This is a genomic window from Cupriavidus sp. DL-D2 (assembly GCF_039710735.1).
Taxonomy (GTDB): Bacteria; Pseudomonadota; Gammaproteobacteria; order Burkholderiales; family Burkholderiaceae; genus Cupriavidus.
This window is the reverse complement of the sequence record NZ_JBDKXK010000114.1, coordinates 1-6,725: the sequence shown is the minus strand read 5'-3', so window position 1 is coordinate 6,725 and position 6,725 is coordinate 1. Positions and strand designations below refer to the sequence as shown.

At 61.0% G+C, this 6,725-nt stretch carries 6 protein-coding genes; 1 reads left to right on the top strand and 5 read right to left on the bottom strand.

The annotated features are described in order from the left end of the window. Positions 1–146: 146 nt before the first annotated feature. Entirely contained in the window at positions 147–1,160 is a 1,014-nt protein-coding gene (gene intI1 / locus ABDB81_RS30085; protein WP_000845048.1) for a class 1 integron integrase IntI1, read from the bottom strand. A 179-nt stretch (positions 1,161–1,339) separates the two neighbouring features. Here intI1 and ABDB81_RS30080 point away from each other — a divergent pair, with 179 nt between their 5' ends. Next, positions 1,340–2,026, top strand: a complete 687-nt coding sequence (locus ABDB81_RS30080) for a haloacid dehalogenase type II (RefSeq protein WP_023444277.1) — start codon at positions 1,340–1,342, stop codon at positions 2,024–2,026. 155 nt (positions 2,027–2,181) lie between these two features. Here the strand turns inward: ABDB81_RS30080 and ABDB81_RS30075 are convergent, their stop codons facing one another. From ABDB81_RS30075 to ABDB81_RS30060, 4 genes are all read right to left on the bottom strand, one after another. Beyond that, a complete protein-coding gene (locus tag ABDB81_RS30075) occupies positions 2,182–2,805 on the bottom strand; it encodes a recombinase family protein (RefSeq protein WP_003155741.1) in 624 nt (207 codons plus the stop codon). A gap of 61 nt (positions 2,806–2,866) precedes the next feature. Further along, complete coding sequence (locus ABDB81_RS30070; protein WP_023444278.1) at positions 2,867–4,084, bottom strand: TniQ family protein; 1,218 nt, start codon at positions 4,082–4,084, stop codon at positions 2,867–2,869. After that, positions 4,081–4,989: a TniB family NTP-binding protein gene (locus ABDB81_RS30065; RefSeq protein ID WP_021264342.1), complete on the bottom strand. Its 909-nt coding sequence runs from the start codon at positions 4,987–4,989 to the stop codon at positions 4,081–4,083. Before ABDB81_RS30065 ends, ABDB81_RS30070 begins: the two co-directional genes overlap by 4 nt. Before the next feature lie 2 nt (positions 4,990–4,991). Beyond that, positions 4,992–6,674, bottom strand: coding sequence for a Mu transposase C-terminal domain-containing protein (locus ABDB81_RS30060; protein WP_031297276.1), 1,683 nt, complete (start codon positions 6,672–6,674; stop codon positions 4,992–4,994). Positions 6,675–6,725 lie beyond the last annotated feature (51 nt).

Below are 6,725 nucleotides of genomic sequence, written 5' to 3'. Positions count from 1 at the left end.
CGGAGGGGTTGGATCCATCAGGCAACGACGGGCTGCTGCCGGCCATCAGCGGACGCAGGGAGGACTTTCCGCAACCGGCCGTTCGATGCGGCACCGATGGCCTTCGCGCAGGGGTAGTGAATCCGCCAGGATTGACTTGCGCTGCCCTACCTCTCACTAGTGAGGGGCGGCAGCGCATCAAGCGGTGAGCGCACTCCGGCACCGCCAACTTTCAGCACATGCGTGTAAATCATCGTCGTAGAGACGTCGGAATGGCCGAGCAGATCCTGCACGGTTCGAATGTCGTAACCGCTGCGGAGCAAGGCCGTCGCGAACGAGTGGCGGAGGGTGTGCGGTGTGGCGGGCTTCGTGATGCCTGCTTGTTCTACGGCACGTTTGAAGGCGCGCTGAAAGGTCTGGTCATACATGTGATGGCGACGCACGACACCGCTCCGTGGATCGGTCGAATGCGTGTGCTGCGCAAAAACCCAGAACCACGGCCAGGAATGCCCGGCGCGCGGATACTTCCGCTCAAGGGCGTCGGGAAGCGCAACGCCGCTGCGGCCCTCGGCCTGGTCCTTCAGCCACCATGCCCGTGCACGCGACAGCTGCTCGCGCAGGCTGGGTGCCAAGCTCTCGGGTAACATCAAGGCCCGATCCTTGGAGCCCTTGCCCTCCCGCACGATGATCGTGCCGTGATCGAAATCCAGATCCTTGACCCGCAGTTGCAAACCCTCACTGATCCGCATGCCCGTTCCATACAGAAGCTGGGCGAACAAACGATGCTCGCCTTCCAGAAAACCGAGGATGCGAACCACTTCATCCGGGGTCAGCACCACCGGCAAGCGCCGCGACGGCCGAGGTCTTCCGATCTCCTGAAGCCAGGGCAGATCCGTGCACAGCACCTTGCCGTAGAAGAACAGCAAGGCCGCCAATGCCTGACGATGCGTGGAGACCGAAACCTTGCGCTCGTTCGCCAGCCAGGACAGAAATGCCTCGACTTCGCTGCTGCCCAAGGTTGCCGGGTGACGCACACCGTGGAAACGGATGAAGGCACGAACCCAGTGGACATAAGCCTGTTCGGTTCGTAAGCTGTAATGCAAGTAGCGTATGCGCTCACGCAACTGGTCCAGAACCTTGACCGAACGCAGCGGTGGTAACGGCGCAGTGGCGGTTTTCATGGCTTGTTATGACTGTTTTTTTGTACAGTCTATGCCTCGGGCATCCAAGCAGCAAGCGCGTTACGCCGTGGGTCGATGTTTGATGTTATGGAGCAGCAACGATGTTACGCAGCAGGGCAGTCGCCCTAAAACAAAGTTAGGCGTCCAATCTTGGCACCGCAATAATGAAAAGGAATCACATGGCTATTACACTTGCGTTTGATGTCTATGGAACTCTAATCAATACGCATGGCGTTATCGTTGCGTTGGAAAAACATGTTGGCGATAAAGCCTCTGAATTTTCTCGTACTTGGCGTGAGAAACAACTCGAATATTCATTTCGTCGTGGGTTAATGCAGAATTATGAAAACTTTTCCGTATGTACCAGCAATGCTCTCGATTACGCGAGTTCATACTTTAAAGTCCCGCTTGGCCTGAAAGAGAAGGAGGAACTCTTGGGCGCATATAAAGTACTGCCGGCATTCGACGATGTAGAAGACGGGTTGGCTCGCGCAAAGAAAGCCGGCTTTAGAATGTTCGCGTTCTCGAATGGCAGCGCCGATGCGGTAGAGATATTGCTAAAGAATGCTGGAATCCGGGACCACTTTATCGGCGTGGTGAGTGTTGATGAAATGAAGTCATACAAGCCAAACCCCGGCGTATATAGTCATTTTTTGAGAAGGGCTGGTGCTTTGGGAGCGGATGCTTGGCTTGTATCAAGTAATCCATTCGATGTAATTGGAGCCATTTCTTCAGGAATGCGTGCGGCGTGGATTAAACGTTCCCCTGAGGCATTATTCGATCCGTGGGGAATCGAGCCAACGTTAACTGTAAATGGTCTTTCTACCTTGGCTGAACAAATTGGCCAAGAATGCAGGTACGCCTAACAATTCGTTCGAGGGCCGATGGCCCTGACGGGCCGCGCCCTCAACTCAAACGGTTGAACGACAGCTTTCCCAAAAGCTCTACGGCTGCTCTGGGTCGACACCGGTAATCGGATCGTTGCCGCACTGAACAGCGCCCCGTTCCAGGTCGCCTCCATTTATGCGGCTGAACCGAGGGAGAGCAGCTTTACGCCGTCTGGCCGCAGTTCGCCCTTGGGCGACACGTGCCGGTAGAGCGTCTGCCGGGTAATCCCGAGTTCTTCGCAGAGATCGCCCACCTTGGTTTCCGGTTGCCCCATGCTGGCCATCGCCAGGCGTAGCTTGGCGGCGGTCATCTTGAAGGGGCGCCCCCCTTTCCTGCCGCGAGCGCGCGCCGAGATAAGTCCAGCGACTGTTCGCTCGGAAATCAACTCACGCTCGAACTCGGCCAGCGCGGCAAAAATACCGAACACAAGCTTGCCGGCGGCAGTCGTCGTGTCGACCGCCGCACCGTGACCGGTCAGGACCTTCAGGCCCACGCTACGCGCAGTTAGGTCGTGCACGGTGTTGATCAGGTGGCGCAGATCACGGCCAAGCCGATCGAGCTTCCACACGATCAGCGTGTCCCCTTCACGAAGCGCCTTCAGGCAAGCAGCCAACCCTGGGCGATCATCGCGCCTGCCCGAGGCCAGATCCTCGTAAAGGTGCGCAAGGCTCACACCAGCGGCGATGAGCGCATCGCGTTGCAAATTGGTGGACTGGGATCCGTCCGCCTTCGATACCCGCATGTAGCCGATCAGCACCTTTTCACCCGTCACGTATACGTTCGATTATGTGACAGTTTGCATCGGGAAGCTCTGCACGTCAAAATTTGTCACTTAACCCGTCATTCTGTCTAAGGCATGCAAAGGGTAGGCTAGGCTCATAATGTGACAGAAATTCCGGGGGGATGCCTTCCTTCGCGAAGGTGGCGCGCAACTGTTCCAAGGAAGCGGGGTCGCGCCGACCATAGGAAGCCAACGCGAACAGCGAGCGTGCCGTCTCGGGGTCGTGCCGCGCTTCAATGATGGCCTCATCGATGGCCTGGACTGCCCGTTGCCAGTGATCGACGGGTTCGGGCTTCGGCGTTTTCGCCGACAGGCCACTGGTGAAACCGGTTTGGGGTTCGGACCAGAACAGCTTTGCATGCTCGCCCGGCGGGCTTATGTCCCTCACCTCAATCAAGCTGATTGCCGTTGCCGCCGCCTCCAGCATCTGCAACCGTACTGCCGGATTCAGGGTTTCATACGGTCGCCACAGACTTTGCCCAGCACGCAGCGGATGCCCGCAGCCTTCCCAGGCTTGGCGGAGATACCCCGCGCAGGTTCCGCACGCGGAAAGCGGGGTGTTCAGCTCATCGAGCAGCGTGCGTAGCAGCCGAAACCACAATCCGGCGTGGATGCTTCGGCGCGGCAGCTCCACGTGACCGGTTGTCAGTGCCTGCCAGGTACGCTGGTCCATCGCCGCAATCGCGTCGCTGGCGGTGCGCGGTTCGGCGTCGGCGTTCTCCCAGCCGATAAACCGCCCTGGCACGCCCCAATAGGATTCCAGCCAGCAGCCATGCAGCGGGCAACTCAGCATCAGGGGCAGCTTCCACGCGAGCAGTACGGCTTGGTTCTCCGGATCGTTCAGGCAGAGCGGACAGGCGCGATGTATCGGCTGGCTGGGCAGCCAGGCACGCCAGCTCGTGATGGATCGCGTCCTACGGCGGAGTTTCGGCAGCAGCACCGAGAGCTGGAACGTATAGGTTTCCAATGCGTCTGGAATCTGATCATCAAGGCTGTCCAGTAGCCAAGGCACCCAGCCGGCGAAACTCATGCAACGCAGCCGGTCCGGCTCGATGCCGCTCCGCTGGGAGAGCATCGCCAACAGCGCCAGTGGTGGCGCGGTATCCAGGTCATCGACCTGAGCGTGACCAAGATCGTGCTCCAGCAGCTCGGACACCTCCATGTGATAGCAAATGGCCACGCGGTTGAGCCACGAAGACAAGGCTTCGCCTTCTCTGGGGGCCGGATGCAGTGGCCAGCGTGGCGCTGGCTTCACATCAGTTCCCGCTCGAATTGCCGCCGCCGCTCGCTGGGACCGGTGTAATCGGCCATGCTCAGCGTGCGATGGTTGATCGCTTCCTCGCCGCTCTCCACGGCGACGATGGCCGCCGCCATCAGCAAGTGCGCCAGTTCGCCGATGGTGCCCTCGCTGCGTGTGAGCAAGTAGCGGGCCATGTCCAGCGTGGCAATCGACGAGGGTCGCCGCAGTGGAAGCGAAGCGGCGAAGCTGGCCAGCAGTGAGCAGCAATCGTGGTTGGCCTCCCATACCGGCAGCATCATCGGCTCGAAACGATTTTCCAACTGGTCATCGGAGCGGATGGCCAGGTAGGCGTCACGCGTGCCGACCCCGACCAGTGGGATGCGCAGTTCATTGCCGAGGAAGCGCAGGAGATTGAGGAATTCCCGGCGGTTGACGCTGTTACCGGCCAGGACGTTGTGCAACTCGTCGATCACCAGCATGCGCACGCCGACCTTGCGCAGCAGTGCCAGCGCCAGTTGTTCCATTTCTGGCAGTCGGGGGCGCGGGCGCAGTGGCGCGCCCATTGCGGCGAGCAGCGCAACATAGAAACGGATCACCGACGGCTCAGACGGCATCTGAACGACCAGTACCGGGATGTGCTCCTGGTCGGCGTCGGCGCTGGCTGGATGCGTGCGCCGGAACTTCTCGATGATCATCGACTTGCCGTTGTTGGTTGGACCGACCAACAGCAGGTTTGGCATGCGCTGCTTGTTCGGCCACGCATACAGGGTTTCCAGCCGGTTTAACGCTTCGACCGCGCGCGGATAGCCGATCCAGCGGTCGGCGCGAAGACGCTGGATGCGCTCGCCCGCCGGCAGCCGGGCCAATCCCTGCGCCGCCGGCAACAGGTGTAACAAGTCGATGATGGGATATTCGTCCACGGCTACCACTCCTCGATCTGGTCGAACGGCTTGGCTGGTGGCTGCTTGTCTGCCTGCGGGTCAGCCATCTCTGCGTCCGGCGGTGGCATCGCTTTGACAGGCGGTGTCGTTGCCTTGAGGTGCTGGCGTCGATCCGCATCGCGCCGCGCCTTGCGCGTGGCCTTCTGTGCGGTGGTCACGATCTCGCGCATCTGCCCGATCATGCGGAACAGTGCCGATTCATCCACCTGCTCGCGCCCTTGCTGCCGTAATTTCGCCAGCGCCTGCCGTTGTTCCCATAGGGTGACAGCCGGGTGCGACAAGGTACGGTAGGGAATTTCCAGGTAGTGCTGACCCTCCGGCTCCAGCACCCAAATGCGGCTGATGTCGCGCGGGTCGCGCCGGATCAGGAACGCAGGCAAGCGGTCGCGCCGAGCTATCCACGGCTTGAGCGCATCGGCGTAGTAGTGGATGTGGTCGATGACGAAGCCGGTGCGGGTCAGCGTGCGGCGGATGATGGGCAGAAAATCGACCAGAAAAGCCGTGGCGCGGGTGACGACGGCCGGTATACCGACACGCGCCACGGCCTCAGCCCAGCGCGCCGCCGGCGGTTGGAACAGGCCGTTGTGCACGGAGCCGTGATAGGTGCCGACCGCCAATGTGAGCCAGCGCTCCAGCTCGCGCAATGTCAGAGCGGCCTTGTTTTCGGAATCGTAGTCGCCGCGCCGGTCCGGGTTGGAGAAGGTTGTTCCCGGTAGATCGTCGTGGATCATCTGCATCGCCGTGCCGATGATCCGTTCCACAATGCCGCCATAGTGCGGCTGTCCCAGCGGACGATAGTCCAGCCGGATGCCATGCTGCTCGCAACCCCGGCGCAGGGCCTCGCTCTTGAACTCGGCCGCGTTGTCTAGGTAGAGCAGCAAGGGCTTGCCGCTCATCGGCCAATCCATTTCCACGTTCAGCCCTTCCAGCCAAGGGCGCTTGTCGCAGGCGATATGCACAAGGCACAGGCCGACCGAGACGGCGGATGGCGCTTCCAACGTGACCACCATTCCAACCACGCAGCGGGTAAACACGTCGATGGCGAGGGTCAGGTACGGGCGGCCAATCGGTTGCCGGTCGCGCTCATCGACCACGATCAGGTCGATGACCGTATGGTCGATCTGTACCTGCTCCAGCGGCGCGGTCACGGCAGGAGGCTCGCCGCCTACACCTTGCAGGTCGCGGGCGGCATCCTGGCCTTCCCGGCGGCGCATGGTTTTGAGCGGATCGAGGCCGGCGATCCGTAAGGCCACGGTGTTGCGCGCCGGCACTCGCAGTTTTTGAGCCTTGCACACCTGAGTGACTTCGCGGTGAAAGGCCGCCAGGCTGCGCTTCTGCTTGGTCAGGAAGCGCTTTTGCAGCAACTCGCGGATGATGCGCTCAACTGATTCCGGCAAGCGTCCCTTGCCTTTTCCGCCGCCGGATCGGCTGCGAGCCAGGTCCGTCACAAGCCCAGCACCTTGCCGGGCACGGCGGATTAGGACATACACCTGCCGCCTGGACAGGCCAAGCGCGTGAGCAGCGGCATCGGCGGCTTCATGCCCGACCACATCAAGCGCTGCCAGCGGCCCGATGATTTCCGCCCGTTGCCGGGCCTGCGCCCAAGCCGCATCGGGCAGGGTGGCCACGCCTTGCTCGGCAATCAATGATGTGTCTGACGCCATGCTCACACCTCGCTTTGGTGCACACGAGTATTGAGCATAGTCGAGATTGGT